This is a genomic window from Pseudomonas sp. Pme6b, from assembly GCF_058129925.1.
In genome coordinates this window covers 1146918-1172695 of the sequence record NZ_CM176704.1, presented here as the reverse complement: position 1 = coordinate 1172695, position 25778 = coordinate 1146918, and the positions used below count along the sequence as shown (strand labels likewise).

Annotated in this window: 28 protein-coding genes and 1 pseudogene; 10 read left to right on the top strand and 19 right to left on the bottom strand. The window is 56.4% G+C overall.

The features are described from left to right. Window positions 1-23 precede the first annotated feature (23 nt). The 10 genes from AC4ANE_RS05315 to AC4ANE_RS05270 all read right to left on the bottom strand — a co-directional run bounded on the left by AC4ANE_RS05315 (window position 24) and on the right by AC4ANE_RS05270 (window position 5909). On the bottom strand, window positions 24-665 hold the full coding sequence (locus tag AC4ANE_RS05315) for an HAD family hydrolase (protein ID WP_031598137.1): 642 nt from the start codon (window positions 663-665) through the stop codon (window positions 24-26). A gap of 229 nt (window positions 666-894) precedes the next feature. Further along, window positions 895-1080: a hypothetical protein gene (locus AC4ANE_RS05310; protein WP_031598139.1), complete on the bottom strand. Its 186-nt coding sequence runs from the start codon at window positions 1078-1080 to the stop codon at window positions 895-897. Between the two features lie 39 nt (window positions 1081-1119). Further along, window positions 1120-1437 (bottom strand): hypothetical protein, encoded by a 318-nt coding sequence (locus tag AC4ANE_RS05305; protein WP_031598141.1) that lies wholly within the window; start codon window positions 1435-1437, stop codon window positions 1120-1122. A gap of 187 nt (window positions 1438-1624) precedes the next feature. After that, entirely contained in the window at window positions 1625-1837 is a 213-nt protein-coding gene (locus AC4ANE_RS05300) for a hypothetical protein (RefSeq protein ID WP_031598142.1), read from the bottom strand. 514 nt (window positions 1838-2351) lie between these two features. Continuing rightward, entirely contained in the window at window positions 2352-3077 is a 726-nt protein-coding gene (locus AC4ANE_RS05295; protein ID WP_460408745.1) for a DCL family protein, read from the bottom strand. Between the two features lie 50 nt (window positions 3078-3127). Continuing rightward, window positions 3128-4096 (bottom strand): 5'-nucleotidase, encoded by a 969-nt coding sequence (locus tag AC4ANE_RS05290; protein ID WP_002555266.1) that lies wholly within the window; start codon window positions 4094-4096, stop codon window positions 3128-3130. A gap of 106 nt (window positions 4097-4202) precedes the next feature. After that, window positions 4203-4589, bottom strand: a complete 387-nt coding sequence (locus AC4ANE_RS05285; protein ID WP_044423882.1) for a DUF6957 family protein — start codon at window positions 4587-4589, stop codon at window positions 4203-4205. After that, a complete protein-coding gene (locus tag AC4ANE_RS05280) occupies window positions 4567-4884 on the bottom strand; it encodes a hypothetical protein (RefSeq protein ID WP_032074508.1) in 318 nt (105 codons plus the stop codon). Before AC4ANE_RS05280 ends, AC4ANE_RS05285 begins: the two co-directional genes overlap by 23 nt. Continuing rightward, a complete protein-coding gene (locus AC4ANE_RS05275) occupies window positions 4881-5177 on the bottom strand; it encodes a hypothetical protein (protein ID WP_031598146.1) in 297 nt (98 codons plus the stop codon). Before AC4ANE_RS05275 ends, AC4ANE_RS05280 begins: the two co-directional genes overlap by 4 nt. A gap of 3 nt (window positions 5178-5180) precedes the next feature. Continuing rightward, a complete protein-coding gene (locus AC4ANE_RS05270; RefSeq protein WP_031598147.1) occupies window positions 5181-5909 on the bottom strand; it encodes a metallophosphoesterase in 729 nt (242 codons plus the stop codon). A 209-nt stretch (window positions 5910-6118) separates the two neighbouring features. On the opposite strand from AC4ANE_RS05270, the gene AC4ANE_RS05265 reads away from it, so the two are divergent. Continuing rightward, window positions 6119-6613 (top strand): helix-turn-helix domain-containing protein, encoded by a 495-nt coding sequence (locus tag AC4ANE_RS05265; protein ID WP_031598148.1) that lies wholly within the window; start codon window positions 6119-6121, stop codon window positions 6611-6613. A gap of 288 nt (window positions 6614-6901) precedes the next feature. On the opposite strand, the pseudogene istA (AC4ANE_RS05260) reads toward AC4ANE_RS05265, so the two are convergent. Continuing rightward, window positions 6902-7756 (bottom strand): annotated as a pseudogene (gene istA / locus AC4ANE_RS05260) (IS21 family transposase); the annotation flags it as partial. Here istA (AC4ANE_RS05260) and AC4ANE_RS05255 point away from each other — a divergent pair. Further along, window positions 7670-7987, top strand: coding sequence for a hypothetical protein (locus tag AC4ANE_RS05255; RefSeq protein WP_230851522.1), 318 nt, complete (start codon window positions 7670-7672; stop codon window positions 7985-7987). The pseudogene istA (AC4ANE_RS05260) and the gene AC4ANE_RS05255 overlap by 87 nt on opposite strands. A 1-nt stretch (window position 7988) precedes the next feature. Here the strand turns inward: AC4ANE_RS05255 and AC4ANE_RS05250 are convergent, their stop codons facing one another. Beyond that, window positions 7989-8288, bottom strand: a complete 300-nt coding sequence (locus AC4ANE_RS05250; protein ID WP_002555269.1) for a hypothetical protein — start codon at window positions 8286-8288, stop codon at window positions 7989-7991. A gap of 326 nt (window positions 8289-8614) precedes the next feature. Here AC4ANE_RS05250 and istA (AC4ANE_RS05245) point away from each other — a divergent pair, with 326 nt between their 5' ends. Both istA (AC4ANE_RS05245) and istB read left to right on the top strand, forming a co-directional pair. Further along, entirely contained in the window at window positions 8615-10129 is a 1515-nt protein-coding gene (istA, locus tag AC4ANE_RS05245; RefSeq protein WP_060410110.1) for an IS21-like element ISPsy14 family transposase, read from the top strand. Window positions 10130-10149: 20 nt separating this feature from the next. Next, window positions 10150-10905 carry an IS21-like element ISPsy14 family helper ATPase IstB gene (istB, locus tag AC4ANE_RS05240; RefSeq protein WP_002555271.1) on the top strand — a complete coding sequence of 252 codons (756 nt, stop codon included), beginning with the start codon at window positions 10150-10152 and terminating at the stop codon, window positions 10903-10905. A 371-nt stretch (window positions 10906-11276) separates the two neighbouring features. Here the strand turns inward: istB and AC4ANE_RS05235 are convergent, their stop codons facing one another. Next, the gene (locus tag AC4ANE_RS05235) at window positions 11277-12089 is read right to left on the bottom strand and encodes an SDR family NAD(P)-dependent oxidoreductase (RefSeq protein WP_050512906.1); all 813 of its coding nucleotides are present in this window, start codon (window positions 12087-12089) and stop codon (window positions 11277-11279) included. Window positions 12090-12164: 75 nt separating this feature from the next. Here AC4ANE_RS05235 and AC4ANE_RS05230 point away from each other — a divergent pair, with 75 nt between their 5' ends. The 4 genes from AC4ANE_RS05230 to AC4ANE_RS05215 all read left to right on the top strand — a co-directional run bounded on the left by AC4ANE_RS05230 (window position 12165) and on the right by AC4ANE_RS05215 (window position 16367). Continuing rightward, on the top strand, window positions 12165-13079 hold the full coding sequence (locus tag AC4ANE_RS05230; RefSeq protein ID WP_002555273.1) for a LysR family transcriptional regulator: 915 nt from the start codon (window positions 12165-12167) through the stop codon (window positions 13077-13079). A gap of 453 nt (window positions 13080-13532) precedes the next feature. Beyond that, a complete protein-coding gene (locus AC4ANE_RS05225) occupies window positions 13533-14126 on the top strand; it encodes a flavodoxin (protein WP_031594957.1) in 594 nt (197 codons plus the stop codon). 45 nt (window positions 14127-14171) lie between these two features. Further along, window positions 14172-15164 carry an aldo/keto reductase gene (locus tag AC4ANE_RS05220; RefSeq protein ID WP_002555274.1) on the top strand — a complete coding sequence of 331 codons (993 nt, stop codon included), beginning with the start codon at window positions 14172-14174 and terminating at the stop codon, window positions 15162-15164. Between the two features lie 33 nt (window positions 15165-15197). Further along, on the top strand, window positions 15198-16367 hold the full coding sequence (locus AC4ANE_RS05215; RefSeq protein ID WP_002555275.1) for an aldo/keto reductase: 1170 nt from the start codon (window positions 15198-15200) through the stop codon (window positions 16365-16367). A gap of 375 nt (window positions 16368-16742) precedes the next feature. On the opposite strand, the gene AC4ANE_RS05210 is transcribed toward AC4ANE_RS05215, so the two are convergent. Beyond that, on the bottom strand, window positions 16743-17645 hold the full coding sequence (locus AC4ANE_RS05210) for a LysR family transcriptional regulator (RefSeq protein ID WP_460408743.1): 903 nt from the start codon (window positions 17643-17645) through the stop codon (window positions 16743-16745). 106 nt (window positions 17646-17751) lie between these two features. Here AC4ANE_RS05210 and AC4ANE_RS05205 point away from each other — a divergent pair, with 106 nt between their 5' ends. Then, a complete protein-coding gene (locus tag AC4ANE_RS05205; RefSeq protein WP_031594959.1) occupies window positions 17752-18735 on the top strand; it encodes an aldo/keto reductase in 984 nt (327 codons plus the stop codon). Between the two features lie 72 nt (window positions 18736-18807). Next, complete coding sequence (locus AC4ANE_RS05200; protein ID WP_460408741.1) at window positions 18808-20040, top strand: Bcr/CflA family multidrug efflux MFS transporter; 1233 nt, start codon at window positions 18808-18810, stop codon at window positions 20038-20040. An 11-nt stretch (window positions 20041-20051) separates the two neighbouring features. On the opposite strand, the gene AC4ANE_RS05195 is transcribed toward AC4ANE_RS05200, so the two are convergent. Genes AC4ANE_RS05195 through AC4ANE_RS05175 form a run of 5 tightly spaced genes read right to left on the bottom strand, consistent with a single transcriptional unit; the run spans window position 20052 to window position 25731 of the window. Next, window positions 20052-20825, bottom strand: coding sequence for a carboxymuconolactone decarboxylase family protein (locus AC4ANE_RS05195; RefSeq protein ID WP_002555279.1), 774 nt, complete (start codon window positions 20823-20825; stop codon window positions 20052-20054). 40 nt (window positions 20826-20865) lie between these two features. After that, a complete protein-coding gene (locus tag AC4ANE_RS05190) occupies window positions 20866-21834 on the bottom strand; it encodes an XdhC family protein (protein WP_031594961.1) in 969 nt (322 codons plus the stop codon). A gap of 11 nt (window positions 21835-21845) precedes the next feature. After that, window positions 21846-24056 carry a xanthine dehydrogenase family protein molybdopterin-binding subunit gene (locus AC4ANE_RS05185; protein WP_460408740.1) on the bottom strand — a complete coding sequence of 737 codons (2211 nt, stop codon included), beginning with the start codon at window positions 24054-24056 and terminating at the stop codon, window positions 21846-21848. Further along, complete coding sequence (locus AC4ANE_RS05180; RefSeq protein ID WP_002555282.1) at window positions 24053-25051, bottom strand: FAD binding domain-containing protein; 999 nt, start codon at window positions 25049-25051, stop codon at window positions 24053-24055. The genes AC4ANE_RS05185 and AC4ANE_RS05180 overlap by 4 nt, the downstream gene beginning before the upstream one ends. Next, on the bottom strand, window positions 25051-25731 hold the full coding sequence (locus tag AC4ANE_RS05175) for a (2Fe-2S)-binding protein (RefSeq protein WP_031594963.1): 681 nt from the start codon (window positions 25729-25731) through the stop codon (window positions 25051-25053). The genes AC4ANE_RS05180 and AC4ANE_RS05175 overlap by 1 nt, the downstream gene beginning before the upstream one ends. Between the last annotated feature and the right edge of the window lie 47 nt (window positions 25732-25778).

The window sequence follows — 25778 nt, the reverse complement described above, 5'->3', positions numbered from 1 at the left end:
ATGGCTGGCGTATCACTTGACTGTCAGTTTGCCTCGTCGCCGGTGACTGACTTTGCAAAGTGAAGTAGGTTGCCAAATCGCCCAGCGCCCTTCCTATCCAAATGATAGCCAGAAATCCCAATCCTCCTCGGGCCATCTTGGTCACATTTTAATGAGTCCCCGATCATCACGACCCGGTCACTTGAAGCGCCCATGTCCCAGAGCGGTCGGACGCCCAGTTGGTGGCAGATATCGTGGTAGATCCCCGCGTCCGGCTTCATCACCCCCAGTTCAAAACTCAGGGCAAAACCGTCCACTTCAGGTAGCAAATTCCGAAGTATTGGCCCGTATGGTTGGGCCAAGTTCGAGCAGATCCCGAGCAGTATGCCTTTAGATTTGAGCAGCAGCATTGCGTCAACGGCATCCGGGAAGACTGTGATTGATGCCAGCTCATCATCGAGATCACGCTGCAGTGACAGCATTTGCTCAGGACTGACGTCGATGCCAAAACGCTCAGCAGCTTGGCCCAGCGAAAAGCTTGACGTCATCAGTGTTTGAATGTCGGCAGTGCTCGGCCTACGACCTTGCTCAGTGCCCATGCGTAGAAGCTGACGAAATGGGTGATGCTTGCGTCCGATATGAACAACGGTACCGAATGCATCAAAAATGGCAGCTACGATTGGCATGAACCTGGGTATCCAAGTGACGTCAACTGACGATTAGATAATTTCGAGGAGCGAGTTTAACAGCCGTTACACGCACCGAAAGGTGTCGTGAAGCCAGCCCTCTGCAAGAAGTGACTTGAGCAAGATCAGCGTAGCTACGCGCGCCGAGCCCCATGGGATCTTTCGGAAAGAAGCCCGTGGAGTAGCAGATGATCGATTCAACGGTTCCAAGCATGCGTCCAAAAAATGGCTAGTTTTCCTCACCGTCCGCGACCAACCCAGTTTCGTCCTCTGCGGACGCCAGCGGTAGTGAAGTCATTGCACCATGCCCCAGTGCAAGCTGCTCGCGCATCCATTCGCCCGCCAGGTCAAACTCGGTCATCATTTTTTCAAACTCTTCGGCTGTTGATGGCCGGGGCATGTTACCGGGCGTCATAGGCATTCCAGGAACATGCAATACAGAGTGTGCTGGGTATCAGACTGACTCAATCGACATCACCTCGAAGTAGCGAAATTTCTTCCTCTTCGCAGCCGCCTTAGCTTCGGCTTCGGCCACGAGGGAGCTGAGCGTGTTGGCGTCATGAACAAATACTTCCTGCGGCCCTTCGTATGTTTTCGTAACGTGCAATGTCACACGCAGTTTGGGCGACAAGGGCTTGGAGGTAGGAGCTCTCTTAACGCGAACTAACGCCAAGGCGGGTTGCGGATCACGACCTGCCAGTTCCTCAGACGATTGGACAGCACTGCCGAACAGGGCCTGGCGCATCTCGTCTTCGCTTAGATTTTCAATCATCATTTCGACTCTCATGCCCAGGCAGCACCATGCCACTGGCACCAGCACTGTAAAGCTGAAAATTGATGTGTAAACCTCTTGGTTTACACATCAAAAAAAGGGTTTACACAGGTCAGACCCATACACCCAGCTCCGAAGCTCCTCTTGCTAGAGAACCTCCAACTGCATCAGGTGCTCGCCCGCGAGATCATAGGCCGAGATTTGCCGCAAAAAAATCGTCGCGCATCATCGGGGTAGCATAACCATCGTCAATGAGTAGACGCTGCAGATGACTCACGATGTGCCATCTCATGCCATGCCGGAGCGTGATGTAGCCATCATCGGCTTGCTTCGCCGCTGTATGACCTAGGCCTGATTTTAGCGCATGGAAAGCCTCCGAGCCCATCGCGGGCAGATGCATGCGAGTGAGGTCATCCAAACCAGGACGTTGCCGGTAGAGGCTGACGGCTTGAGCTACCAACCGAGGAAGGGAACCTCCGTAGACCTTGGCCGCAGTTCTCCAAACACTCGCTTCTAAATCAGACCCCACATTCATAGATCAGGCCAACACCAACCAAACACAACATATAGACAAAAAACCTATAAAAACCCGAAAAAACCACTATTTGCGGTTTTTTTGAAAAAATGCGCCTGTGGTTTGTGCTCAAAATATAAGCAGCAGCCTTGCGGCCGCAAAGGAAGCGATCTCCCTAACACCCCCTGCTAGCATATCGACCGAAGCATCGTTTCGATCTTCAAACTCGGAAATCGAAAAGCAAAAGCCCACAAAGAGAAACCGACGTTCACCTCGGAGAATGCCGCTGCCGGGACACAGCTGCTTTTCTCTTGTCTTCAAATATAGAACTCCGTCGCGCTTTAAAATTTTAAAGGGGGCAATACAGGAAATTGTCGCATATTCGAATTTTTTGTCGCTTTTACATAAGTTTGTCCGACGTCGTCCCAAGTTTCACGCCCGAAAACGACCGGGCGTGCAATGCACTCCGGCCGTCGTACACAGCAGCGGACGACCTGCCACCTTTCACGACATTGGCTAACCTACTGGCAGGTTGGAGCTGCGCATGCGCGAGGTGAAAGGCCGAGAATGCATGGGCTACATCATGATCTACAAGCACCAGTTCCATACCACTGCCTGATACCTCCAAGGAGGGCAGGTCAATTTGATACGCATGGCAAAACTGTTCCAGTAGACGCCAGAACGCCACCTTATGGTCAATGTGCAAATCGTTGGCGTGAGCGATTATGCTCCCGGTGATACCGCATCTCACTGGCCATACCAGACCCGCTCGAAAGGCATCTAGCTGTGGCCTCACGACGAACCTCAGCGCCTCGCAAACCTTCCCATGATGCGATTGGGCCACGCCAGTGACGCAACGCTTGTAGGAAAAATTGTCGGTGGAACCATCGAGGCGCACCACACGCAGTCCTTGGCCGGCCAGGTCATTTCTATCAATGCGAAAATGGTCAACGCCAACGCCGATTTTCCTATCAGCGTCGGGGTGTAACGCCAGCAGTAAGCGCAATTTCTGGATGGCGACAGGATGGATAACTTCTCCAATATCAGCTGTTCGGACGAAGTGCTTCAGTCGCTCCAGGAGCTCTTGCTTGGATCGATATTCAAAAGGCCCTAACCAGACATCCATGTACTCCTTACGATGCTATGCCATGCTGCAGATCGGTTGCGCCGAGCGATTTACACCACGTCCTCGACATGAACCTGAGGCTTAACGGCGGCTTGATTGGTTATACCAAACGGAACGTGCACCGATGGAACGACTGCGCTGGCCGATTTGAGATGCCCTGATTGATCGTCGAAGAAAATATGGGGTTTCAGGACACCTAGCACCCTGCCCTTCTCAATGCCACCCAGAAAGAAAGCATCGTTCGCCATGACGCCCCAGCTCTTGAGGGTGTTCATTGCTCGCTCATGGGACGGGGCATTGCGCGCAGTGACGATTGAAACCCGAATCCGATTCTTGTAGCTGGGGTTGAGTTTTTTGTGCTCCTCCTCAACGGACTGAATCTTCGCAATACGCACCATAAATTCCTTCAGAGGGCCTGGGTGGTGAGGCTGCATGACATTTTTGACTTCATGGGCATGGAACTCGGTAAGCCCGGCGGTCTGCATGACCGTTTCAGACTCATCCCCGGCCAAAACCCCATCGAAGTCAAAAGCAATGCGCAGCGTCTGGTCAGACTCATCGTCGTCAAACTGGGAGTCGAGCATCTGGCCGGCCGGGAAGCCGGCCTTGATTGCCGATTCGACATCAGCTTTATCTCCAGACAAAAACAGGGCGATGTTCAGGGCTGGAATGTACTCATACGGAGAATGGCCCTGCATGAAGATAGCCCTGGTCATGGGCAGCCCATAGTGCTCGATAGTCTTCATCACGCGCAGCCCCGTATCGGGGTCATTCTTTGAAAGAAGCACTACTTCAACCAGAGGATCAGACGCATCCGAAGAAAGGTCGTTGAGGGACAGCAGGCGTTTTATGAACGGGTAAGCAATGCCTTTGGGCAATGGGGTATGCAGGTTCACTTCCTGAAACCGGCGGTATTTTTCCTCGCCTTCACTTTTGAAAACCGCATCGGATTCGAGCAAGTTGAAAACTGCACTGGAGGCCACACCGATAACCAGTCGCCCGTCTAGCTCGTACGGCATGTGTCCCTTCCTGAAAGATGCTCAATTCCAGTTACTGTAGCATCGGTCGATCGGCCGGTGCTCTCAGATGCGCATGTGGAAACCATGCCTTGGTTCAGTGTCAAGATCACCGCGCAGCACGAACTGTGTCTATATGAGCTGTCTTTCGAAAACCTTGATGAAGCAGGATGTAGACGGCGTCAGCGGTTTCGAAGATCCCCCGGGGATCATAGTAGGTTGCAAACCCGGTCAGCACTGTCTCGCCCTGTGCCAACTGGCCGCTGCTATGGGAGACGACATGGTGGCTGTACACCACTATGGGCAGCAAATGGCTGCCGATGGGCACCAAATGATCAGCACCTTGTACGTCTATCACCACCCACGCCTGAACGATGCAATGCGGCTTAGTTGTGCGCGACAGCTTTTCTTCGATGGCTTGGGCGCTCGATAGCGTTGCGCCGGCCGTAGGCACACCTACAAGGCTCGTCATCTCAGCAATCCGTAGAAGCTCCATTCCACCTCCCCTCGGGAAACGCAAAGACCCACGGGCCATCCTCAGCGACGAGGACATACACGCTGCCCGACCATGTCGCGGCAAGCGTGTAACCGCACTGCTCGACAAACTCCTCCACCGCCGATGTACGAATCAGCCGGCCGGGTCTGAAGCGCTCTTTTTGATCGAGGAAAACCCTTCCTGTGAGACAGAAACCACATAGCTCAGGCTCGAAAAGGTAACCGGTAATGGCCAGCCGGAACTGAGTCTTGGCGGCTTCATGAACTGCATTCGGAACCGTGGGCGGGGTAGTCATGGGGTTTGAGGTCTCAGTCTCGACACGATTACATAGTTGTCGCTACCGCAAACGCTGCGCACTAATTCAAATCCCTGGATCGTCATGATTTGATATACAGGCGGTGTTGCTATGGTCATGCCATTGGCCAAGGCTCCCGATCGATCCAAGTACACTGAGGCAGCAAATCGGGTACTGACCCTCGCCGCGTTGACGAGAAATGCGTCGATTGAAACACCCCAGTCGATGAGTCTAGCGGCTGCCACCTGCGGGGGAATATCCACATCTTCGGTCGGAGTCGCCAGCATCTTCATTTTCTAAAATTCCACGATTTTGGTAGCGTCAAAACCAGTCGTTTCCTTCGGATAACCTCTGGGATTACTGACGAGGTGACAGCCGCCCAGGTGAACATCCACTGCATGATGGGTGTGCCCGAAAAACCAGGTATCCGCTTGCATCACTAACGTGTGCCATGCGTTGCAATAAGCCGCCGTCAGGTGGCCCTCATGCTCCTCTCCCCCAACTTCGACAAGAGGCGAATGGTGGGTGATTACTACTGAAAGTCCTGCAAACGGTTTTCCCAATTCAGCAGCGAGCCACTGTTTGGAAAAGCGATTCCTCTCGGCAATGTCGTCCGGCCTGATCCGACGATAGTTGGGCCCGGTTCGTATCAGCTTGAAATCCGTCATTTCGTCACGAGCTACGGACATCGCAGCGCTAATATCCCCGCTGGAAGTGAAATCCGTCCATGCCGTCGCACCGAGAAATCGTACATCCTGGAAAATAAATGCTTCATTTTCCAGTACGTGAACGTGCGGTGCCGCCTTGGTCTTGGCTTTTTGAAGAGTTCGATCGAGGTGCCCTCGATAGAACTCATGATTACCTAAGACATAGCAAACGTCGCATTCGAAGGTATCGCTAGCCCACTCCACGCCTCTCGTGAGCGTATGGATGTCACCAGCCAGGACGACAAGGTCGACATCGAGGACGGGCACTGCGAAATCTTCAAATTCGAGATGGAGGTCAGACAGGACATGCACCTTCACCAGCGGCCTCCAATAAATACGATTTAAGCGTAAATTGATAATTCATCTCTGCTGAGAGGACATCTAGCTATGCACCTTATGGGCTTGGGTCTTGGGACGTCGGGTGCAAGCACTGAGCCCAATCATAACCTAAAGAACCCATATTACACAATATTAGCTGTTTATTGGGTTGATGCACGTGTGGCTTTATCCTCTCTTTTTGGACGCCCATGGCCCTTAAAAATGAGCTAGCCGCCGCGCTGCGGGCAATCCGCGAGCAACGAGCTTTGAGCTATAGCGAGCTCAACGAGGCAACATTCCGCACAACTCTGAGCCTCATCGAGCGAGGGAAGACAGGCATAAGCTTTTCCAAGCTCGCTGATCTGGCACTGGCGCTTGATTTCGACCTTACTGCGCTGGTGGCGCTGTGTGTGGCCTTGGAACGGGGCCTGCCTGCTCAAGACGCCCTCGTCTCAGCCAATCTAGAACTGAAGAAGTTTACTGAGGAGGGTGGTCTCGAATTGCTACACGCCCAGATGGATGGAACCAAGCTTGCCCTTCGGCCTGCAGGCAAGCCGGCCAATAAGAAAAACATGCAGGCGGTGCTTGAGCTCAAAGCCCAAGGCAAGACCCAAGCAGAAGCAGTTCGTTTACTTGGACTTTCGCAGTCCAGCGTCCAGCGCTATTGGCACCGCGAAAGGGCTAGCGACGCAGATACAGAATAAGGAAGCGTCACCGTTTCTGATCCTTTGCTATCGATTAATCCCGGCCTTTGCTTGCCAAGTGGCTCGACCAGATGTGGTCATGGGGGCGCTAACCCAAAAAGCCCCCTATCAACTTCATTGACAGGGGGCCAGAACGGCTACCTTCCAGCTTGCGGGCGCAAAACCGTCACTTCGTACGGCTACCTCCGCCGTCCAGGAATACGCCGGCTTAAAGCCCAGTACGCGCTTGGCTTTTTCGTTCGACAGAAGGACTTCGTTGCCCTTGATCTCTTTGCGTCGCTCGATGTTGGGCATCGGCATCATTTCCACCCGCTCCAGCTCCAGAACATCTGCCACCGTAAGCCCCTTATATTGCGGGTGCGGCAGCTCGCTCCAGAGAGTCAGGCAGCGCTGGCCGAGCCAGACATTCAGCTCATCGAAGGTATGAAACAGGCAATCTTGAGCATCGAGCCAGATACGTCGCCGACTGTCTTGGACGTTCTTCTCGACGATCCCTTTTTCCCAACCTGAGGCTACGTTGCAGAAGTCTGGATCGAACAAATAATGCGAGCACATCACGGCAAAACGGGCGTTGACCGTCCGCCCTTTGCCTTTGCTGACCTTGTCGACAGCCGTTTTCATGCTGTCGTAAATGCCGCGACGAGGAACGCCGCCCAATGCCCCAAACGAGCGAGTATGGGCGTCAAACAGCATCTCGTGACCTTGGCTGGGATAGGCCACCAGCCAAAATGCGCGGCTGGCACAGAGCTTCATGTGGGAGACCTGGATCCGCCTGAACAGCCCACCGATCAGCAGACCTTCTTCACTCCAGTCGAACTGGAAAGCCTCGCCCAACGCGAACGTCAACGGCACAAAGGCTCGCAAGGATTTTCCTTGCTCGCCGCGCCACGCGCGGATGAAGGCGGTCAGTTGGCTGTAGCCGCCGTCGTAGCCCTCGGCTTTGATCTGCTCGAAGAGAGCCTTGGCGGTTCTGCGGTTGTGTTTGGCCCGAAGCGAATCGGCTTTGAGTGCCTGCTCCAGTATTTCGTGGAAAGGACTGAGCTTGTTGAAAGCGGCTTGCCGCTGGTACACCGGCTGTTTGGTTTCGGGGGCTCTGATCCACTTACGGATGGTGTTCCTGGACAGCCCGGTACGCTTGGCTATTTGGTGAAGCTACAGCTTGTCGCGGAAATACATCCGCCGAATTTTTCCCATCATTTCCATGCTGATCACCTGGTGTTCTCCTGCTCGAAAAGTGAGCAGAAGCAGTTGAACACCTGGGTCAGTTTTCAGTCGGCAGAACAGCCTTTAATGGGTCAGTTTTCGGTCAGCGGCAACAGCTCAGTGCGCTCATTTGGCCTCGCCCGAAGGTACAGGCTTGGTGAAACTGGCTGAATCACCAGAAGCCATCGACGACGAGCTTGAGTGCGACTACATCAGCACCTGCGCGATGGCCTTTTCGTACCGGCAGATGGCGCAGGATAGCGGCGGCTTCACGCCCTACGAACGACTCGAGGGGCAGTACAGTGAAGTGCGGCTCGATACCGGCGGCTTCGGACAGTACGTCAAGCCAGAACCAATCCGCAGGGTTGTCAGCGCATAGAGATTTGCCTACAAACAGCTCTTTCATGCTTTCAGCGACAGCCAATGGGCTGGCGCCATTCGCAAGCAGTTCTTCTAGAGTGATGCCATGCATATCCCGGGCGTCATGGCTCCAATGCGTCCAGTATCTCGCGGGCTAGGTCAATGATTGGTAGATTCCGTTTGGGTACCCAAAACCCCTCAAAGCCCTGTCGTCCAGCAATGCCAGCAGCCAGAAGTGGGGATTCCATGACCATCCGGACACCCATTCCACCGACATCCGGACACTGATTCCACCCTGATCCGGACACTCATTCCACAAGCATCCGGACACCGATTCCACGGCCATCCGGACACTTTCAGGCAGGCAGCAACGCAGGACTATTCACTACTATCGACCTCTTTTTTCGAAGCGAAGAGGTCGTCGTGGAGCGTTTATCCATGCGTAAAATCCGAGAGGTACTACGCCTAAAGTTCGACGCCGGCCTGTCCGTGCGCAAGATCGCCGCCAGCTTATCCATCGGCCATTCGAGTGCAGGGGATTACCTTTGCCGGTTCGCCGCCAGTGGGCTTCAGTGGCCCATCGATATTTCTGATGCGGAGTTGAATCGACGGCTGTTTCCACCGGCAGTGCCGGTGCCGACCGACCAGCGCCCAATGCCTGACTGGGCGTGGGTACACGCGGAGTTGCGCCGCCCCGGCGTCACTCTGGCCTTGCTCTGGCAGGAATATAGACTCGCTCACCCGCAAGGCTTCCAATACAGCTGGTTCTGCGAGCACTACCGCCTTTGGGCCGCCAAGGTCGACGTGGTCATGCGCCAGGAGCATCGAGCTGGCGAAAAGCTGTTCGTCGATTACGCCGGGCAAACAGCGCCGGTCATCGACCGGCAAACCGGCGAGATCCGCCAGGCTCAGATCTTCGTCGCCGTTCTCGGCGCGTCCAGCTACACCTTTGCCGAGGCCACCTGGTCGCAGAAACTGCCCGACTGGCTGGGCTCGCACGTCCGCTGCTTTGCTTTTTTCGGCGGCACAACGCAGATCCTGGTGCCCGATAATCTGCGCAGTGGCGTGACTCAAGCGCACCGTTACGAGCCGGATATCAACCCCAGCTACCGCGATCTGGCCGAGCATTATGGCGTCGCCGTCTTGCCTGCTCGCTCGCGCAAGCCCAAGGACAAAGCCAAGGTCGAAGTCGGCGTGCAAGTGGTCGAACGCTGGATCCTGGCGGTGCTGCGCAACCGCCAGTTCTTCTCGCTTGGCGAACTCAATACCGCCATCGCATTGCTGCTGGATCGCCTCAATCACAAGCCCTTCAAAAAGCTGCCCGGCTCACGCCGATCAGCCTTCGAGGCCATCGACCAACCGGCGCTGCAAGGGCTGCCGGAACACCCCTACGTCTATGCCGAATGGAGAAAGGTACGCGTCCATATCGACTATCACGTCGAGGTCGATGGCCACTTTTACTCGGTGCCGTACCAGTTAGTGAAACATCAACTCGAAGTGCGGCTCACCGCCCAGACCGTCGAGTGCTTCCACGCCAACCAGCGCGTGGCCAGCCACTTGCGCTCGCTGCACAAAGGCCGCCACACCACCCAAACCGAGCACATGCCCAAGAGCCACCGCGAACACGCCGAGTGGACACCGCAACGGCTGATCCGCTGGGCAGAGCAGACCGGGCCAAACACCGCTGGCGTCATCGCCTACATCCTCGAACGCCGAATCCACCCTCAGCACGGCTTCCGCGCCTGCCTGGGCATCCTGCGCCTGAGTAAACAGCACGGCGAAGCGCGGCTGGAAGCCGCGTGCCAGCGGGCGCTGGCACTGGGCGCATGCAGCTACAAAAGCCTCGAATCGATCCTGCGCCAAGGGCTGGAGCGCCTGCCGCTGGCTCAGCAAAACCTGCCGCTACTGCCCGACGAGCACATCAACCTGCGTGGCCCGGGCTACTACCACTGACCTGAGAAAGGAGCTTCGAAATGCTACCGAATCCAACGCTCGACAAGCTACAAACCCTGCGCCTGCACGGCATGATCAAGTCGCTGGGCGAGCAACACGCAACGCCCGATATCAATGATTTGAGCTTCGATGAACGCCTCGGCCTGATGGTCGACCGTGAGGTGACCGAGCGCGAAGACGCCCGCCTGACTACTCGCCTCAAAGCGGCGCGGTTGCGCCACAACGCCTGCCTGGAAGACATCGACTACCGCAGCCCGCGTGGCCTGGACAAGGCCATGATCCTGCAACTGGGAGGTGGCCAGTGGCTGCGTGATGGCCTGAACTTGATCATCGGCGGGCCAACTGGCGTAGGCAAAACCTGGCTCGCCTGCGCGCTAGCCCACAAGGCCTGCCGCGACGGCTACAGCGTGCGTTACCTGCGCCTGCCGCGCTTGATGGAGGAGCTGGGCCTGGCCCATGGCGACGGCCGCTTCGCCAAACTGATGGCCAGCTACGCCAAGACCGACCTGCTGATCCTGGACGACTGGGGCCTGGCACCGTTTACTGCCGCGCAACGACGCGACATGCTTGAGCTGCTGGACGACCGCTACGGCAACCGCTCGACGCTGGTCACCAGCCAGATGCCGGTGGACAAATGGCATGCGCTGATCGGCGATCCGACCTTGGGCGACGCGATCCTCGACCGGCTGGTGCACAACGCTTATCGGATCGAACTGAAGGGCGAGTCGATGCGCAGACGCGCAACGAAATTGACGACAGCAGGGACTTCAGACTAACAATGCGAACCTGCGTCGCTGCGCTCCGACTGCCTGTCCGGATGATCGTGGAACGGGTGTCCGGATGTTGGTGGGCTGAGTGTCCGGATGGCGTGGAATCCGCAGCCAGAAGCGACGATTTCTATCGTAGCCATCCGTCAGGGCATTAGCTCCAACATGAGCCGAAGTGGCTACCAATCTCACAATCGTTGTCCGAGCCGCAGGTGACGAGCCTCCGTCATCCGGGTTGCAGGAAATTGCGGAGATATCCAACAGCGTCGCCACTTATTGATGAGCAATCTCAATCTATGGCCGATTGCGGCGTGCCAAGAAGCGCAGCCGCCGTCCCCAAAAAGTTGTTACAACCGCCGCTCATCGACGCAGGCCTATTCTTACAGGAACATCCCGCCGGACGCTTCGACCGTCACGCCATTGATCCACCCCATACGCTCAGACACCAGAGCTGCCACTGCACCGCCGATATCGTCGGGCTGACCGGTGCGGCCTAGCGCAGTGTTGTTCGCGACAAACGCGTTCACCTGCGGGTTGTCGCGCACGGCGCCACCGCTAAAGTCGGTGGCGATTGCCCCGGGAGCGATAGCATTGACTCGAATACCACGTGTCCCCAGTTCCTTGGCCAGATACCGGGTTAACACCTCCACTGCGCCTTTCATGCTGGCATAGGCGGCTTTTCCTGGCGTGCAAAAGCGGGCTAGCCCGCTTGATACGTTGAGGATATGACCGTGGTCGTTTAGCAGAGGAATCAGCGCCTGCGTTAAAAAGAACACTCCTTTGAGATGCACGTTCATCAACTCATCGAACTGCTGTTCGTTGGTTTCCATGAACGACACATTAGCGCTATTGCCAGCGTTGTTGATCAAAGCATCAAAGCACTCACTGCCCCAGTCACGGCGCAGGATCTGAACCAACTCGGCGCGGAATGCCGCAAAGCTGGCGACCTCTCCGGTGTCGAGCTGCAGCGCCGCCGCTCTACGCCCAGACGCCTGGATCGCGGCGACGGTTTCCGCCGCATCCTCTTGCCGTTCCTTGTAAGTGATGACGATATCCCAGCCATCTTTCGCCAGTTGCAGAGCGGCCGATCGCCCAAGACCCCGGCCGCCGCCGGTAATAAGGGCGATTCGGGTTGTGCGGATTGATGGTGCGTCCACGATAGTGCTTCCCAAGATGGTGGTTGAGGGAGGCATTCTATTTATGTGGCAACCCGCAACAAATGTCTGGCCATGCATTACACTCATCAAACTATTTGACGAAATGAATCCATGAGCAAGCCCTTACCTTCACTCGACGACCTGCGCATCTTCAACTTGGTCGCTCAGCTCAAAAACTTTAGCCGGGTTGCCGAACAGATAGACCTAGCACCTTCGTCGATCTCGATGGCGGTCAGCCGTTTGGAAGCGCAGCTCGGGGCGCGTTTGTTCCAGCGCACCACGCGCAAGATGGTATTGACCGATGAAGGCCTCACCTTACTATCGCGTAGTGAGCGCCTGCTGGAGGACTTCGATGAAGTGACCAGCCTGTTCCGCCAGCCTGGTAACCACTTGACGGGGAGACTCCGTGTCGATTTGCCACTGGGGATGGCGGCTGGTCTGGTGATGCAGCGGCTGCCAGAATTCCATGCGCGGCACCCGGACATACAGCTCGATATTTTCAGCACGGATCGCCGGGTCGACGTGATTGCCGATGGCTTTGACTGCGTCGTGCGGGTGGGCGCGGCGACCGATGTGTCGCTGGTGTGTCGTCCGTTAGGCGCCCTGCCGCTGGTGAACGTCGCCAGTCCTGCCTACATCGAAGCGTATGGCATGCCTGCCACTCCGGCCGATCTGGCGTTGCATTACCTAGTGAACTACGCACCTAACCCATCGGATTCGGCCGCCAAATTCGAATACATGGACGGCACTGTCGCGCGCACCGTCACCGTGCCGCACAAGGTCACTGTCAACAACAGTCCTGCGTGTGGGGCCGCATGTCGCGCCGGTTTCGGTATCTCACAGTTGCCGCTGCTGGGAGTTGCTTCTTATCTCGCATCCGGTCTTCTGGTGAAGGTTCTACCGGATTATCTGCCGGCCACCATGCCGATCAACCTGCTGTATCCTCACCGCCGAAACGTACCGCAGCGGGTGCGTCTGTTCGGCGATTGGCTTGTGGAGGTGGTTGATGCCACGGTAGCCACTTAACTACCGTTCGTGAATGCGAGTGGCGGCATCCCAGGTTGGCGAGTGCAGAGCAAACGAACGAACCCATGATGCGCGCCTATGAAACCTCGCAGGTAAGAGCCTGCTTGCCGGATTGTCCTGTCTCACCCCTGCTGCGGAAGTCAGGATCATGTAGGCGCCCAAACTTGCACGGGCTGCTCAGCGCATGCGGCCCGCCTGTTGATTTCGGAAATTTGCCCTTCCGTTTATGGCGATCTACCACCCTTTCCCCTGCACTGATGAATCTCCCTCACAGGCCCATGCCACGCTACCTGGCTAGTGCTGACTATCTCGCCTTAGTAAATTGCTCTCGGGTTAGACGTTCTGGCTGACATGACGACGGCGACCACGTCCTGTTTCAGTTCTTAGCCGATCGGAAACCACACCCATATCCTGATCATATCGATCAGTACGCTGGAAGGAGTACGTGAGCTGATGAATCCTCCCGATGATCCCCTTCGCCGCAAGGTCATGGCCACATTGGCCGCTCTCCCATTACTGGGTATGTCGTCTCCTTCTGTGGGGGATAGCACCAAGTCGAAGTCCGGCTCGCGAACGCTGGTTGCTTACTTTTCGCGATCTGGTAACACGCGGGTTGTTGCCGGTTTGATCCAGCGCGCCACTCACGCAGATGTTTTTGAAATCCGATCCGCTAAACCGTACCCAGAGGAATACCTCGCTACGGTAGCGCAGGCACAACAGGAACGGGATAGCGGTTTCGAGCCGCCACTGGATAGCAATGTGGCGAACGTTGCGGACTACGATTCGATATTTCTGGGCTTCCCCATATGGGGAACAACAACGCCGCCAGCTATTCGCACGTTTCTTTCGAATCATGACCTCAGCGGAAAAATGGTTGTGCCATTCATCACTCACGGCGGCTACGGACTGGGCGACAGCTACTCCGTGTTGGCAAGCCACGCCCCGAAAGCGCATTTGATAGATGGTTTCTCGATGGAGGCCGATCAGGAGCGCAAAACCATGGAGCAGGTTGAGCGTTGGTTGAGCTCTGCCAATGTCCACGGCTGAGGCACAGCACTGTCGCCACTCACATTCTTTATGAGGATTTACGCTATGAAAACTCGACTATTGGGTAACGAACTTGAGGTTTCCGCCTTAGGGCTCGGATGCATGGGTATGAGCTCTGCCTACGGCCCCGCTGCCGACACCCAGGATATGATCAAGCTCATCCGTACCGCCCATGACCAGGGCGTGACCTTGTTCGATACAGCCGAGGCCTATGGCCCTTTCGCCAATGAGCTGCTGTTAGGTGAGGCCTTGGCTCCTATCCGCGACAAAGTTGTCATTGCCACCAAGTTCGGTTTCGACATCGACTTGGAGACTGGTGCAAGGCGCGGCGGTACCAATAGCCGCCCTGAACACATCAAGGCAGTTGTGGAGGCCTCGTTGAAGCGGCTGCGCACCGACCGGATCGATCTGTTGTACCAGCATCGTGTTGACCCTGCAGTGCCAATTGAAGATGTGGCAGGTGCTGTGAAACAGTTGATTGCGGAAGGCAAGGTCGGCCATTTTGGGCTTTCCGAAGCGGGCACTCAAACAATACGCCGTGCTCACGCTGTGCAAATAGTGACGGCGGTGCAAAGCGAGTATTCCCTGTTTTGGCGCGGGCCGGAACAGGACTTGTTACCTGTGCTGGAAGAGTTGGGGATTGGCTTCGTACCGTTCAGTCCCCTCGGTGCTGGCTTCCTGACCGGCAAGATCGACGAGAACACGACGTTCGACTCCACTGACTTTCGCAATTCGGTACCACGCTTCTCAGTCGAGGCACGCAAGGCCAATGCCGCACTGGTCAACTTGATCAAGCAGGTAGCGGAACGCAAAGACGTAACACCAGCGCAGGTAGCTCTGGCTTGGCTTCTGGCCCAAAAGCCATGGATCGTGCCAATCCCTGGCACCACCAAGCAGCATCGCCTTGAGGAGAATTTGAAAGGCGCGGAGGTGGTTCTGAGCACAGACGAACTGGATGCAATCAATCGCGAGCTTTCCAGCGTTCAAATTCAGGGTGATCGCCTGCCAGAGGCAGCCATGAAAATGGTCGGTCAATAAGCCGATTCCATTTCCATCAAGGGATGAACGACCATGACCGACCTGCCACCGATTGACCGTAGTCGCCGCCTAATGCTCGCTGCCGCTGGCGGTATGGCCGTCGCGCCATTGCTTGCAAGCGCAACAGCGTTTGCCGCTGATGTGAAACCAAACGGTGCCTCGGCCCAGGGCAGATCACTCCCAGGGCAATCTATTGGTAGAAGGCGCCTGGGGGGCTTGGAGGTATCAAGCGTAGGGCTTGGGGTTCAGAACATGAGTCGTACCTATCAAACGACCATTCCCAACCGCCCAGAGATGATCAACATCATCCGAACTGCCTTTGACCACGATGTCACTTTCTTCGACTCTGCTGAGGCTTATGGCCCTCTTGAGGTCGAGCGAATCCTTGCTGAAGCTGTCGCCCCATTTCGTGACAAGGTTGTGATTGCTACCAAGTTTGGCTGGAACATTGATACCCTCACCGGCGAGCGCCATCCGGGCCTCAATAGCCGTCCGGAGCATATCAAACTAGCCGTTGAAGCCATGCTCCAGCGGCTCAGAACAGACCGCATCGATCTTCTCTACCAGCACCGTGTCGACCCTCAGATACCGATTGAAGATGTCGCAGGTGCAGTCAAAGATCTCATGGTCGAAGGGAAGGTGTTGCATTGGGGGCTGTGTGAAATGGGCTTGAAAACCCTACGTCGCGCTCACCTTGAAAACCCCCTCACTGCGGTACAAAGTGAATACTCGATGTTATGGCGGGGGCCAGAGGATGAAGTGCTCTCGACCTGCCAAGAGCTCGGTATTGGATTTGTTCCCTGGAGCCCGCTAGGCGTTGGTTTTCTGACCGGCGCCATCGACGCCAAGACGCGCTTTGCGGACGGCGATATCAGAAAAATTGAGGGCCGGTTTTCCCCGGAAAACCTCGCTCAGAATTTGCAGCTTGTTGCCTTGCTGAAATCTTGGGCAGACCGCAAACAAGCAAGTCCTGGCCAAATAGCCTTGGCTTGGCTGATGGCACAAAAACCATGGATTGTGCCTATCCCCGGTACGACACAAATGGCCCATATGCTCGAGAACATTGGTGCGGCTTCGATACAGCTGACCTCCCCGGAACTGAGCGAGCTCGGTAACTCCGTCGCAGCCATCAGTATTCAAGGGCAGCGCCTGCCAGACTCGGTTCTCGTTTACTCTGGAGTTGAATCTGCCCCTAGGCCATGAGGTGAGAATTCGACCTAATATGTGATGGCGGCGGAATGCGCAATTGAGGATGTCCGAGTGCATGGATATGAGAGTCACGCTAAGGAAGCATCGTTTTTCGAGGAAGCCAAGAGCAGAGCGGATGGGATAGCCATGCTCATGTCATGCGTGGTTTGGGCGGGCACAATTATTTATTCCTACCTCTCCAATGGGGAAGGATTATTGCTCATTATGCCGTTCATTTTTTCGGCAACATCCGTTCTCATCTACCTGGTGCGATGCTCACTCGACACCCGTGGTATTGGAGGCGCAATAGTCATTACGGGGGTACATATCATGCTTTGGCATGGCTTCCCGATCTGACCACTACTACAAGCGCGCACGCCCCCCGTAATTTCACTCCTGTTGTCGAACCCAGTCGCGAACGGCCTCTGCAAACATGCGTAGCGCCATGGGCGGATGGCGGTTTGCCGGGTAATAGAGACAGGCGCCTGGATAATATGGGCCCCATTCCGGCAGCAGATGCACTAAGCGCCCGTCCTTCAGGTGCTCCTCTACCTGGTGCTCCGGGAGCCATGCGATACCAATACCTGCCAGCGCCGCCTCTGTCATCAGGTTGATATTGTCCATGGTCATAGGCCCATCGACGTCTATGCTAGCGGTTCTGCCCAAATGGCCAAGATCCCAACGGAACAATGTGCCACTCGCGAATCGGAACCGAATGCAGCGATGAGCCTTGAGATCATGCGGCGCTTTAGGCGCCGGATGGATATCAAGGTAGTCGGGTGAGGCTACTGCAGCAAATCGGACATCAGGGCCGAAGCGTATCGCGATCATGTCACGGGGCACATCATCAAACAGCCGGATGCCCGCATCAAACCCGTCGGCGACGATATCGACCAAGCGGCTATCGGCAATGCATTCAATGTGGATCTGCGGGTTGTCCTCCAAAAACTTTGGCATCACATGTCGGATCAGGAGTTTGAAGGAAGATTCTGAAGCGCTGAGACGGATCGAGCCCGAAGGTGCGTTGCGCTCTGAGGTGACATCATTCACCGCGCATTCCAAATCGCCAAGGAGCGGCTGAACGCGCAGGAAAAGTTGCTCACCGGCCTCGGTCAGAGCCACCGAGCGGGTAGTGCGATTGAACAAGCGTAACTCCAGACGCGCCTCGAGCCCCCTCATCGAGTGACTAAGAGCAGAGGGCGAGACCCCGAGCAATCGGGCCGCACCGCTAAAACTGCGCTGTTCAGCGATGGCCACGAAGGCTGTCAGCTCTGGTAGGCCAGCACGAATCATTAGTGAATTCTCCTCAATTCCTCATGAAGCAATGTGCCGATTGTTGAAGTCGGCACAGGAATTTAGAGTGTACCTATCGGCTACATCTTTGCGAAGGAGACGAAACATGCAGAAACGAACGCTAGGTAAAAGCGGGCTAGAAGTATCTGCCCTTGGTCTGGGTTGCATGGGGCTGAGTTTTGCCTATGGCCCGGCCATGGAACAAAAGGCGGCGATCACATTGATCCGTGATGCGTTCGACAAAGGCATCACGTTCTTCGACAGCGCGGAGGCCTACGGGCCATTTACCAACGAAGAGCTGTTGGGCGAAGCTCTGGCACCGATCCGCGACCAAGTCGTCATAGCAACCAAATTCGGCTTCGTGAATGGCGTGCCAGCGGACGGACTGGACAGCCGACCCGAGACAATCAAAGCAGTGGTTGAAGCATCCCTCAAGCGGCTGAAAACCGACCGCATCGACCTACTATATCAACACCGCTTTGATCCTCAGGTTCCTATCGAGGACGTCGCTGGCGCGGTTAAGGCATTAGTAGAAGAAGGCAAGGTTCTGCACTTCGGTATGTCCGAAGCCGGTGTCGGCGCCATCCGCCGTGCTCACGCGGTGCTTCCAGTCGCCGCCCTGCAGAGCGAATACTCGCTATGGTGGCGCGAGCCTGAAGAAGCAATCCTCCCGGTACTGGAGGAGCTTGGGATCGGCTTTGTCCCGTTCTCTCCACTGGGCAAAGGTTTCCTGACCGGAGCGGTGGATGCCAATACAAAATTTGGCGACGATGATTTCCGTAGCACGGTGCCACGCTTTTCTGAAGAAAATCGGAAAGCGAATGCCCAGCTGGTAGAAGCTCTCGGGCAGATTGCGCAGAGCAAGGGCGCAAAGCGGGCTCAGGTGGCTCTCGCGTGGCTTCTCGCACAGAAACCTTGGATCGCTCCCATTCCTGGAACGACCAAGCTACATCGCCTTGAAGAAAACATTGGCGCAGCGGCCCTTTCTCTCGACAGTTCTGACCTGTCAGCTATTGAAGCAGCACTGAAAAACATCAAGGTCGTGGGTGATCGATACTCCGCTCAAATGCAGAAAATTGTTAATCGCTGATCTCTCCGACCAAAGCCGGCCCTCCTAAAAGGGCCGGTTTTTTTTATGCCATCTTCTCAAGAGCAATGCCACATGCCTCAAATAGATCCTACAGGCGCGCAAGCCGAGCCATCAGACCAACAAAATATTTGGATACTGGTGGTACTGAGCGCACTGATGGCATTTGCGTCGATTTCTACTGACCTTTATTTGCCCGCGATGCCCGCTATGGCGCTTTCACTCCACGCCAACGCTGGGCAACTCGAGCTCACTATTTCTGGATATCTTGTTGGATTCAGCCTTGGCCAGCTCCTGTGGGGCCCCGTTGGCGACCGTTATGGGCGGCGGTTACCTGTAGCGCTCGGACTGCTGCTGTTTATCGCCGGCTCCGCAGGATGTGCCCTCTCCGATACGGCTCAGGCGATGATTACTTGGCGAGCAGTGCAAGCCGTGGGTGCCTGCGCGAGTGTGGTTCTTGCCCGAGCGATGATCCGCGATTTATATGAGGGCCACAGAGCAGCACAAATGCTTTCTACGTTGATGACGGTCATGGCCGTGGCCCCATTACTAGGCCCTACCATTGGCGGACTGATTCTCAAGTTTGGCTCCTGGCACTTGATCTTCTGGGCACTGGCAGCATTCGGCCTAGCGACATTGGCGGCTCTCTACACGATCCCTGAGACACTTCCAAAAAACCGCCGAAACCACGCCCCCCTGAGCGGCGCATTTCGGCGGTATAAACAGTTGCTCGCGGATCGCCGTTTGCTGGGATATGCGTCTGCGGGAGGGTTTTTCTACGGGGGTATGTACGCCTACATCGCGGGTACACCGTTCGCGTACATTGATTTCTACCATGTCTCACCCCAGGCCTACGGACTACTGTTCGGAGCCGGCATTGTGGGCATCATGATTGCCAACCAGGTAAATGCCAGGCTGGTCAGGAAACTGGGCAGCGACAGACTCTTGCGGCTCGGTACGCTATTGGCGGGTCTATCCAGTGTCTGGCTCGCGGCAGATGCATGGGGAGAATGGGCAGGCCTGGCAGGGCTCGTAGTGCCGCTATTTGTGTTCGTATCAGCGGCAGGTTTGATCATCGCCAATTCAATCGTCGGTGCGCTGAACAGCTTTCCTCAAGCGGCCGGATCCGTCTCGGCATTAATTGGCGCGCTCCAGTACGGAACCGGCATTCTCGGATCAGGCCTTGTGGGGGCTATGGCAGACGGCACTCCGAAGCCTATGGCGTGGGTGATTGCCCTCTTTGGCCTAGCGAGCATGGTATGTGCCTGGTTTGTCATCGAGATAAAAATGGATCTGGCCAGGAGCTGATCGAGGACACGCTACTGACGTGCCGCCAGTACATCCTTTAACACTGGCACAGCGGACATTGCCTTCGGCCATCCCACATAGAACGCCAGATGCGTGACCACTTCAGCAGCCTGCTCGTTAGTCAGCCCATTATCCATTGCACGGTTCAGATGAAACGGCAGTTGCGCCGCTTGGCCCTGGGCGATAAGGGCGGCCACGGTCACCAGGCTACGGTCGCGGGCCGTCAAGTTGGTTTGTCGCCAAAGGTCACCGAACAATACCTCGTTGGTGTAGCGACCGAGTTGCGGGGCCACCCCGCCCACGACGGCCTCGACCGCAGCTTGGCGTTTTTCTTCAGCGTCGGGATCAAACTGCAAGGGTTCTCCATCGGGCGGTGAAATCTGCTCGGTGGGGATATGGCGCTCATCGAATATCTTCTTGGCGACACCCGCCGCCGACATTGCGTTGGGCCAACCCGCGTAAAACGCCAGATGTGTGATCAAGGCACTGATCTCGCTTGGCTTGAGGCCATTGTCCAACCCCAGCTTTAAATGGCCTGTGAGTTGGGCAGCCTGGCCGCTGGCGATGAGTGCGGACAACGTGATGAGGCTGCGATCACGAGGCGATAACTCTTGACGCTTCCAGACCTCACCGAACAGAAGATCGGTGGTGTATTTGTAAAGTTGCGGGGTGACCTGCAGCACATCTGGAGACGGTTTAGGGTCAGGTCGTGGAAGACCTTGTTCGGCATCCACTAGGGAGGAGAAAAGGAGCGTTGCAAACGTCGTAGCAGTGAGCAATTTCATCGGGCGGTATCCATACAGATGGTTAAGGTTCCGGATCCGTCTACAGCGCGTGCCGCTGTATGCCGTTGGACACTCGAAGGATGTCGGCCATCACTGCCATCGCGATCTCTGCGGGCGTTTTACTTCCGAGCCGCAATCCAATGGGTGCATGAATTCTTTCGAGACTGGCATCGTCGAGCCCACCAATTCGTGACAGACGCTCAAAGCGCTTGCTGCTGGTACGCGCTGAGCCCATGGCCCCGATGTAGAACGCTTGGGTACGTACTGCCTCAAGCAAGGTGAGGTCGTCCAGACGCGGGTCGTGAGTCAATGCCACTACCGCTGTTGCGACATGGCATCCACCGTTGGCGATATAGACCGCTGGCAAGATTTCGAGCACCTGCACCCCAGGAAGCGAGAACCCCGTGATGACCTCTTTTCGGGGGTCACACAAGATCACCTCATATCCCATCGCGAGCGCAAAGCTGGCACAAAACTCAGCAACTGGAGAGAGCCCGGCCAACAGAAGTCGTTGGACTGCACCGACGCGAATCGTCACCCTTTCTTCGTCGACTTGAACTCTCGGCGCGTGCATGCTGCCTGCGCCAATACAACGCTGCTGGGAACCCAGCAACACCTGGCGAGTGATCAAAGCTGAGCCGGCAAACGCGTTTTCGATGGACTCCAGGTGCGCTGCTGTTTCTTTGCCAGGGGCGAGATACTCCACAAGCACATCCAGCACTCCGCCACACGGCAAGGCGACGTTGGGTACCAGGCCGCCGTCTCCGTAACGAACCACTTGGCTCACTGGAGCAAAGAAACGGTTGCCTACACGCTCGAGAAAATCATCCTCGACACAACCTCCGGATAGCGATCCGCAGTGCCCGCCTGACTCTAGGCACGCCAGCATCGCCCCTGGCGCACGTGGCGCCGAACCGAAAGTCGCCAGCACCGTACAAAGCCATACGGGTCGACCCTGTTCAACCCAAGTACGGGCCTGTTGAATGACCTGAAGATCAAGCTGTTGCATCGCATCGATCCTCAAACCGTCATCAGCTTTTCCTTGGTAATTGGCAGACTGCGAATGCGTTTCCCGGTAGCGTGGTACACCGCATTAGCGACAGCCGCCGCAAGGCCAGTCACGCCAATTTCGCCAATCCCGCGCGCGCCGAATTCACTAAGGTTGTAGTCCGGGTAATCGAGCAAGGTCACATCGATGTCAGGCAGATCACCATGCACTGGCACAACGTATTCGGCGTAGTTGTTGTTGATAGGTAGACCGGTTCGCAGATCGTTTTCCGAGGCCTCGAACAGCGCCATACCCAAGCCCATGATAATTGCCCCTTCAACCTGGTTGCGCGCTGCTAGTGGATTGACCACTTTGCCAACATCAATAGCACTGACCACCCGTGCTACGCGAAGCCGCGAAACGCCGGCATCCCAGCGAACTTCAACGAAGTGGGCGCCAAAGGAACGGTAGGAAAAATCCGCACCCTTGGCACCGCTTTCGAAGTGACCTTCGGCACGGCCTAGGCGTTGATGGCGTAGCACATCGGCGAAACTTGCGCGCTGATCGGCGCCGACCAATTGGCCGCCTTCGACCGATAGGCTATCGGGTTCCGCGCCGGCCAACAGGCCACCTTTCATCACCGCGTATTGTCGTAACTTGGTCAATGCCGCTCGAGTCGCCCCGGCAATGGCCGGCAAGATACTTGCTGTAGCCCAGGAGCCACCCGCTAATGCGCCTGGCGGGAAAGTCGAGCTGCCCAGCTCGACTTCGATACGGTCGAATGGCAGGCCGGTCAGTTGCGCAACCGCCTGCGCCACGACGGTATAGGTGCCGGTGCCAATGTCCTGCTGACCGCACTGAACGAGCACACTGCCATCGGCGCGGATGATCACTCGCGCGTCGGTCGGTACTTGGTATGCCTCCCAATTGCAGGCGCCCATACCGTAGCCAATCAGCTCATCACCTTCTCGCATCGAGCCGACTGCGGGATTACGGGAATGCCAGCCAAAGCGTTCGGCTGCCGTATCGATAGCCTCTGGTAGATGATTGCTCGACCATTCGAGATTGAGGCTCTCATCCCTAGTGGAAAAGTTTGCTTTTCGAAATGCCAACGGGTCAACACCGCGCATCAGCGCGAGCTCATCAATGGCTGACTCCAAAGCAAACAAACCAGGAGCCGCACCCGGCGCTCGCATTGATGTCGGGGTACCCCGGTTGAGCGGACTGTTCTTGTGATTTACAAGCACGTTCGGGCAAGAATAAAGGCTGCGAGTAACGCCACCGCAAGCTTCGGTATAGGCATCGGTGGTTGAAGTGCTATTGAAAGACTCGTGTCGGATCGATACCAGCTTGCCATTCGCGTCCGTGGCCAGCCGCATACGCTGAATGGTTTCTGGACGGTGGCCTACAGTCGTGAACATCTGCGCCCTTGGCAGCATCAATTGGACAGGCCGACCTACCACTTTCGCAGCAGCGCAGGTTGCTATGGAGTGGGGCCAGGGCCATAGCTTGCCGCCAAATCCGGAGCCTATGAAGGGCGCATGTACTTCGACCCGGTCGGGCGGCAGATCGAAGACATTGGCCAGCACGTTACGGTGATTGACCACGCCCTGAGTACCTTCGTAGACGTACAGCTTGCCATCGCGCCAGTAGGCGGTGGTGGCGTGCATCTCCATCGGGCTATGGGTTTCAACTGGAGTGGTGTAAGTCTGATCAAGCCGTGTGGCCGCCGTTGTCCAGGCCGCGTCAGGGTCGCCACGGCTGTGACCATGTCCGCCTTCGCTGGCACCTTTGATGCCTAGAGCCTCGACAAGGCTTTTAATCGCTGGAGCCTCAGCGTATTCAACCTTTACATGAAACGAAGCAGCCCGTGCCTGCTCAAAGGTATCCGCCACAACCAAAGCAACAAATTGCCCTGGATAGGCAACCTGATCGTCCTCGAACGGTAATCGGCGCTCATCAACCTTGGCGGCGCTGAGGATGTCCTTGAAATTCATGGCGACATCAGGTGTGCGATGCAGCGCCGGAAAGTTGCCATGATGCAATACCGCGACGACGCCGGGCATCGCCCGTGCTTGGGCATCATCAATAGAGAGGATACGACCGTTGGCTATGGTGCTGTAGACGCCATAGGCATAGGCCATGTCAGGAAGCGGATGGTCAGCTGCATATCGAGCGGCGCCAGTCACCTTGAGGCGACCATCGATGCGTTTGTATGGAGTGCCGATGATGGACTGGCTCATGCGTTTGACTCCTGTGCCACGAGATCACGAAGATTGCGCGTCACTACCTGTACGCCCAACGGAATCTTGAACGCGTTGTGCTCATAGGCGCGGGCACCCTGCATGGCCCGCTCACCCACTTGAGTGAACAGCTCGGCTGTTGCCCTTTGGCCGATTAGGACTCGCTCTGCGTCCAGAGAGCGCCAAGGCTTAGTGCCAACGCCACCCATCGCTATACGGGCGTCTGCGATTCGCTCCCCCTCCATGACCAGGATGACGGCGCTGGATGCCAAGGCAAACTGATAGGAGTCACGATCACGCAGTTTCAGATAGGCCGACCTGCTGTTAGCCAATGGCGCATCTAAAATGACGTGGGTGATAAGTTCGTGCGGCTGCAGGGCATGCTCAAGCCATGGCGTACTGCCAGGCAGTAGATGGAAATCACCGAAGGGAATTTCGCGTACGCCATTCGGCCCTTGCACTGTCACCTGCGCGCCGATGGCAGCCATCGCCACACACATGTCTGATGGATGCGTAGCAATGCACTGATCGCTGGTGCCTATAACGGCATGAACACTTCGATTGTGCCCGCCTATTGCCGCGCAGCCGGAGCCAGGCTGGCGCTTGTTGCAGGCCGAAACGCCATCGCGAAAATAGTTACACCGCACCCGCTGCATGACATTACCAGCAGTGGTGGCCTTGTTGCGCAATTGGGTCGAAGCTCCTGCCAGGATTGCTTGCGAGAGCACTGCGTAGCGCTCACGAATCAGTGGATGGCTGGCGAGCTGTGTATTGGTCACCAAGGCGCCAACACGCACTCGGCCATCAGCCAATGGCTCGATCTGTTTAAGCATGAGGTGATTGATGTCCACCAGGCGATCAGGCTGCATGATGTCCAGTTTCACCAAGTCGAGCAGCGTGGTGCCTCCGGCGAGGTAGTAAGGTTGACCAGGCGCTGCGTGACTGCTGACTGCCTGGGCGGGTGATTGGGCGCGCGCGTAGTCGAAAGTACGCATTAGACCGCCCCTCCCATTTTTCCGCGCGCCGACTGGATCGCCGCGAGGATGTTCTTGTAGGCGCCACAACGGCAAATATTGCCGCTCATGGCTTCTTTCACACTGTGATCATCGGTACCGATGTTGGGATCGTTGAGGATCGCCACCGCGCTCATGATCTGGCCCGACGTGCAGTAGCCACATTGATAGGCGTCGTGATCCCAGAATGCCTCCTGGACAGGATGCAGGTCGTCCCCTTTGGCGAGCCCTTCAATGGTAGTGATGCTGTCACCGTCATGCTGAAGAGCAATCGATAGGCACGAATTGATGGCGACACCATTGACCAGCAGGGTGCAGGCACCGCATTGGCCATGATCGCAGCCTTTCTTGGTACCGGTGAGTTGCAACCGGTCGCGCAGGACATCCAGCAATATCGCGTTAGCCGGGACGTTGAGTGTGTGAAGCTGGCCATTCACTGTGAGTTGGATGCGCTGCTCACCCACTTTTGGAGCATCTTTATCTTCGATTACCTGCGGGGTCATCTGGGCGGCGACAACGCTTTCGGGAATCCAGGTAGACACTGTCGCAGCGGCGATGCCTGATACGCCAAATTTGAGAAAGTTACGTCGAGAAGGTTTCACGCCAACTTCAAGTGTGGCGTCTATATCATCAGGTTTTTGCACGTTCTTGGTGTCGGTCATCAGGTCTACCTTCCACGGGCACCGCTACGGTCTTTGCGGATTTAATC

Coding starts and splice junctions, on each gene's coding strand:
- AC4ANE_RS05315 (WP_031598137.1), bottom strand. CDS start 665: ATGCCAATCGTAGCTGCCATTTTTGATGCATTCGGTACCGTTGTTCAT.
- AC4ANE_RS05310 (WP_031598139.1), bottom strand. CDS start 1,080: ATGACGCCCGGTAACATGCCCCGGCCATCAACAGCCGAAGAGTTTGAA.
- AC4ANE_RS05305 (WP_031598141.1), bottom strand. CDS start 1,437: ATGATTGAAAATCTAAGCGAAGACGAGATGCGCCAGGCCCTGTTCGGC.
- AC4ANE_RS05300 (WP_031598142.1), bottom strand. CDS start 1,837: ATGCATCTGCCCGCGATGGGCTCGGAGGCTTTCCATGCGCTAAAATCA.
- AC4ANE_RS05295 (WP_460408745.1), bottom strand. CDS start 3,077: ATGGATGTCTGGTTAGGGCCTTTTGAATATCGATCCAAGCAAGAGCTC.
- AC4ANE_RS05290 (WP_002555266.1), bottom strand. CDS start 4,096: ATGCCGTACGAGCTAGACGGGCGACTGGTTATCGGTGTGGCCTCCAGT.
- AC4ANE_RS05285 (WP_044423882.1), bottom strand. CDS start 4,589: ATGGAGCTTCTACGGATTGCTGAGATGACGAGCCTTGTAGGTGTGCCT.
- AC4ANE_RS05280 (WP_032074508.1), bottom strand. CDS start 4,884: ATGACTACCCCGCCCACGGTTCCGAATGCAGTTCATGAAGCCGCCAAG.
- AC4ANE_RS05275 (WP_031598146.1), bottom strand. CDS start 5,177: ATGAAGATGCTGGCGACTCCGACCGAAGATGTGGATATTCCCCCGCAG.
- AC4ANE_RS05265 (WP_031598148.1), top strand. CDS start 6,119: ATGGCCCTTAAAAATGAGCTAGCCGCCGCGCTGCGGGCAATCCGCGAG.
- AC4ANE_RS05250 (WP_002555269.1), bottom strand. CDS start 8,288: ATGCATGGCATCACTCTAGAAGAACTGCTTGCGAATGGCGCCAGCCCA.
- istA (WP_060410110.1), top strand. CDS start 8,615: ATGCGTAAAATCCGAGAGGTACTACGCCTAAAGTTCGACGCCGGCCTG.
- istB (WP_002555271.1), top strand. CDS start 10,150: ATGCTACCGAATCCAACGCTCGACAAGCTACAAACCCTGCGCCTGCAC.
- AC4ANE_RS05235 (WP_050512906.1), bottom strand. CDS start 12,089: ATGCCTCCCTCAACCACCATCTTGGGAAGCACTATCGTGGACGCACCA.
- AC4ANE_RS05230 (WP_002555273.1), top strand. CDS start 12,165: ATGAGCAAGCCCTTACCTTCACTCGACGACCTGCGCATCTTCAACTTG.
- AC4ANE_RS05225 (WP_031594957.1), top strand. CDS start 13,533: ATGAATCCTCCCGATGATCCCCTTCGCCGCAAGGTCATGGCCACATTG.
- AC4ANE_RS05220 (WP_002555274.1), top strand. CDS start 14,172: ATGAAAACTCGACTATTGGGTAACGAACTTGAGGTTTCCGCCTTAGGG.
- AC4ANE_RS05215 (WP_002555275.1), top strand. CDS start 15,198: ATGACCGACCTGCCACCGATTGACCGTAGTCGCCGCCTAATGCTCGCT.
- AC4ANE_RS05210 (WP_460408743.1), bottom strand. CDS start 17,645: ATGATTCGTGCTGGCCTACCAGAGCTGACAGCCTTCGTGGCCATCGCT.
- AC4ANE_RS05205 (WP_031594959.1), top strand. CDS start 17,752: ATGCAGAAACGAACGCTAGGTAAAAGCGGGCTAGAAGTATCTGCCCTT.
- AC4ANE_RS05200 (WP_460408741.1), top strand. CDS start 18,808: ATGCCTCAAATAGATCCTACAGGCGCGCAAGCCGAGCCATCAGACCAA.
- AC4ANE_RS05195 (WP_002555279.1), bottom strand. CDS start 20,825: ATGAAATTGCTCACTGCTACGACGTTTGCAACGCTCCTTTTCTCCTCC.
- AC4ANE_RS05190 (WP_031594961.1), bottom strand. CDS start 21,834: ATGCAACAGCTTGATCTTCAGGTCATTCAACAGGCCCGTACTTGGGTT.
- AC4ANE_RS05185 (WP_460408740.1), bottom strand. CDS start 24,056: ATGAGCCAGTCCATCATCGGCACTCCATACAAACGCATCGATGGTCGC.
- AC4ANE_RS05180 (WP_002555282.1), bottom strand. CDS start 25,051: ATGCGTACTTTCGACTACGCGCGCGCCCAATCACCCGCCCAGGCAGTC.
- AC4ANE_RS05175 (WP_031594963.1), bottom strand. CDS start 25,731: ATGACCGACACCAAGAACGTGCAAAAACCTGATGATATAGACGCCACA.